At 67.7% G+C, this 1917-nt stretch carries 2 protein-coding genes; both read right to left on the bottom strand.

Translation table 11 applies throughout. The features are described 5' to 3' along the window. On the bottom strand, positions 1–432 hold a 432-nt coding region (locus tag KCH87_RS48385; protein ID WP_210594454.1), incomplete at its 3' end, for a hypothetical protein. A gap of 80 nt (positions 433–512) precedes the next feature. Then, complete coding sequence (locus KCH87_RS48380) at positions 513–1718, bottom strand: IS110 family transposase (protein WP_210594453.1); 1206 nt, start codon at positions 1716–1718, stop codon at positions 513–515. Positions 1719–1917: the final 199 nt, after the last annotated feature.

The following is a 1917-nucleotide window of genomic DNA, read 5'->3' as shown; positions in this document are numbered from 1 at the left end:
CAGGTCCTGGCAGAGGATGCGGATGCTGCCGGTCGTGAGTCTTAGCTCATGGCTGCAGCCGGACTCGTGGGGCAGGAGTTCGTCCAGGCGGACGGTGTTGAAGTCGGACAGTTCGAGCGAGCCGCCCTCGTCGGCTTCCAGCTGAACGCTGGTGACGCCGTGATAGTGAACTGTCAGCACGTGGTCTTGACTGGCCTGCCAGGTGAAATGGATCTGGAACTGATCTGGGGCGCCGGCGGTCTGGGGCAGAGCGGTGGGTCTGAGGTCCTTCACGCACCGCGGGGCCGAGAAGTCGTAGTGCTCCGGGTGTGTGGCAAAGGCGCGTGCCCCGGGCGGGAGGACCGGCGCGAGTCGGGGCAACTCGGCAAGGTAGGGACTGGGGTCGTGCCAGTAGGTGCCCTGAGCCTGCCGTTCGATGATCACGTATCTCATGCTCTTCCCCCTGTGTTGACGGCTCAAAGTATCCAACTGGCCACCGGATGTGGGCAGAACGGGGCCTGTGGAATCTTGGGTCAGGCCGCTGCTCTGGCCGCTGGTGGGGTGGTGGTGAAGGGGCGGTTGTCGCGGAGGAGGGCCCACAGGACGTCGACGCGTCGGCGGGCGAGGGCGATGACGGCGGGGATGTGTTTGTGGCCCTCGGCTCGCTTCTTGAGGTAGTAGGTGCGGTTGGGGCCGTCGCGGATGATGCTGGTCTGGGCGGAGAGGTAGAAGACGCGGCGCAGGCGTCGGCTGTAGCGCTGGGGTCGGTGCAGGTTGCCGGTTCGGCGTCCAGAGTCTTTGGCTACCGGAACCAGGCCGGCGGCGGAGGCGAGGTGGCCTGCGTCGGGGTAGGCCGCCAGGTCTCCTGCGGCGACGAGGAACTCGGCCCCGAGGATGGGGCCCATGCCGGGCATCGACTCGATGACGGCGGCCCGCGAGTGGGTGCGGAAGGCGTCGCGGATCTGCCGGTCGAGCTGCTTGAGCCGGTCGTCCAGGGCCAGGACCTGTTGGGCGAGATCCGCGGCGATGTGCGCGGCCGTGTCCTGGCCTGGCAGGGTGATGTGCTGGGAGTCCGCGGCACTGAGGGCAGCTGTGGCCACTGCGTCGGGATGGCGCACGCTTCGGGTGGCGAGCCAACGGGCCAGGCGGGCTTGCCCGCAACGGCGCAGGGCGGCGGGGGTCTGGTAACCGGTGAGCAGAACCAGGGCACCCTTGTGGTCGGCGTAGTCGAACGCCGCCTCCAGGGCCGGGCTGATGCCGGTGAGCACGTCGTGGAGCCGGTTGAGCAGACGGACCCGGTCGGCGATCAGGTCGGAGCGGTGCGTGGTCAACAGGGCCAGGCCCGCGGTCAGGTCCGCGCGCACCTCGATGGGAGTGAAGTCTCGCCGCAGACGGACGGTGTCGGCGATGACGTAGGCGTCGCGGGCATCGGTCTTGGCCTCGCCGCGGTAGGCGCCTGCCATGCGGTTGACCGTCCGGCCGGGCACATAGGCCACCCGTTGGCCGTGCAACGCGAGCAGGGCAAGCAGCAGCGCGGAGGGAGTGCCGGTGATGTCCACGGCCCAGTGCACATCGTCGGCCAGACGAAGGACTTCATCGAGACCGGCCAGAAGTGCGGCTTCGTCGTTGCGGACCTTCTTGTTCCACACCGTTGTTCCGATGTCGTCGACCGCGACCCACCAATGGTGAGCCTTGCTGGCATCGATACCGACCCATAAACGTGGCAACCGCGTGGTCATGAGCGTCTCCTCGGCTTCGGGCAGCGTGCCGGTTCGGTCCGAGGACGCCCCGCCGTCAGCTCCGTAAACAGCGACCGTTTCGCACATCTCAATCAGCGGCCAGGCGTCCCGAAGAGCAGGGCGGCCACTCCACCGGAGCCACTTGGGCAAGCGACTTTAGAGCCACACCCCACTCTTCCGGACCGCCAAACAACTTACG

Origin of the sequence: Streptomyces sp. GESEQ-35 (assembly GCF_017948485.1) — a bacterium.
In the GTDB taxonomy this organism is placed as follows: Bacteria; Actinomycetota; Actinomycetes; order Streptomycetales; family Streptomycetaceae; genus Streptomyces.
Note: the sequence above shows the minus strand (reverse complement) of the source record. Positions and strands in the feature narration are given on the sequence as shown.

Coding starts and splice junctions, on each gene's coding strand:
- KCH87_RS48380 (WP_210594453.1), bottom strand. CDS start 1,718: ATGACCACGCGGTTGCCACGTTTATGGGTCGGTATCGATGCCAGCAAG.